Origin of the sequence: Pseudoalteromonas luteoviolacea DSM 6061 (assembly GCF_001625655.1) — a bacterium.
GTDB lineage: Bacteria > Pseudomonadota > Gammaproteobacteria > Enterobacterales > Alteromonadaceae > Pseudoalteromonas > Pseudoalteromonas luteoviolacea.
The window spans coordinates 1-1,552 of the sequence record NZ_AUYB01000073.1; the positions used below are offsets into that span (position 1 = coordinate 1).

General features: G+C 43.2%; 2 protein-coding genes and 1 tRNA gene. 1 reads left to right on the forward strand and 2 read right to left on the reverse strand.

Annotated features, from left to right (window positions below):
* Positions 1-194 precede the first annotated feature (194 nt).
* Positions 195-270: transfer RNA gene (locus N475_RS03065), tRNA-Gly, on the reverse strand.
* A gap of 98 nt (positions 271-368) precedes the next feature.
* A complete protein-coding gene (gene orn, locus N475_RS03070) occupies positions 369-914 on the reverse strand; it encodes an oligoribonuclease (protein WP_063356820.1) in 546 nt (181 codons plus the stop codon).
* A gap of 174 nt (positions 915-1,088) precedes the next feature.
* Between orn and rsgA the strand changes: the two genes are divergently transcribed.
* Positions 1,089-1,552, forward strand: a 464-nt coding sequence (gene rsgA / locus N475_RS03075) for a GTPase RsgA (protein ID WP_155732535.1), incomplete at its 3' end; no start/stop codon positions are given.

A 1,552-nucleotide genomic window follows, 5' to 3' on the forward strand; every position in this document is an offset into this window, starting at 1 on the left:
TTTGCTCTAATTTTTTACGCTGGAGCGCGACGGGTCGCGTCTGACGTTTTAGCAGCTGAGCTAATGCCACTTAATATGTTTGCTCTAATATTTACGCTGGAGCGCGACAGGTCGCGTCTGACGTTTTAGCAGCTGAGCTAGAGCTACTTCACAAATTTATTCATTATTTTATCAGTTGAATAAAACTGAAAGATTGGAGCGGCACACGAGGTTCGAACTCGTGACCTCGACCTTGGCAAGGTCGCGCTCTACCAGCTGAGCTAGTGCCGCTTCATACCCGCTCTGGACACATCTCAATAAATATTGAACTTGTCCTTTCAAGCGGGGCAGGATTCTACAAGATACGAAAAGCTTTGCAAGTACTTTTTTTAAATTTTGAAGAATTTTTGCTGATAAACCTTCAACTCCATGATGGAGTCTTTGATATCGTCCAATGCCAAATGCGAGCTTTTTTTCTGAATATCCTTCAACAACTCAGGTCGCCAACGACGCGCCAGTTCCTTAATGGTACTTACATCCAAGTTGCGGTAATGAAAATATGCCTCTAGTTCGGGCATATACTTATGTAAAAAGCGACGATCTTGGCCAATTGAATTACCACACATGGGAGATTTTCCAGGTGGGACCCACTGTTTTAAAAAATCGAGTGTTTCTTTAACAGCATAAGCTTCATCAAAAGTACTCGCTTTACAGCGAGCGGTAAGACCTGAACGACCGTGTTGGTTGGTACACCACTCATCCATGTTGTCCAGTAAGTCATCGCTTTGATGTATAGCAATTACAGGGCCTTCCGCTAACACATTGAGATCAACATCAGTGATCACCGTAGCGATTTCGAGAATTTTATCTGTTTTAGGTTCTAGCCCTGTCATCTCTAGGTCGAGCCATACCAAGTTTGATTCATGAAAAGACATACACTACCTTAGCGGTACTTTCCTTTAGATCCAATGCAATTAGATATATCATATTAGCTTCATCACTCGACCAAAAGCTTTTTTTTACAAAGCGGGGCAATTTTATTGAGTTATAGCCTATGAATGGCTTATACACCAATCATTCGCAATAATTCGTCTCGTGAGTTTATTGATATGGCAAAACGTAAAAAACTCAGTCATGGCCAATCCAGAAGGATTAAGGCCAACCACCAAAAGCGTTTGGCTAAAGCCAAACATAATGAAAGCGCTGAATTGCAATGGCAATCAGATAACTTAGGCCCCACAGAAAATGCGACTGTTGTTAGTCGCTTTGGTCAGCATGCAGATGTCGAAGCTCAAGATGGCGAAGTACTGCGCTGTAATATTAGACGTACCGTAGGCAGCATAGTATGTGGCGATAATGTCATATTTCGTCGCGCCAAAGTAAGTGAAGGCGACCTTGCTGGCGTTATTGAGGCCGTAGAAGAGCGACGCTCACAGCTAACTCGTCCTGACTTTTATGACGGCGTTAAAGTTGTTGCTGCAAACATCGATCAGATCCTCATGGTTTCTGCGGTAGTGCCTGAATTTACACCTCAGATCATCGATAGATACTTAGTGGCATGCGAAGACATGGG

Coding starts and splice junctions, on each gene's coding strand:
- orn (WP_063356820.1), bottom strand. CDS start 914: ATGTCTTTTCATGAATCAAACTTGGTATGGCTCGACCTAGAGATGACA.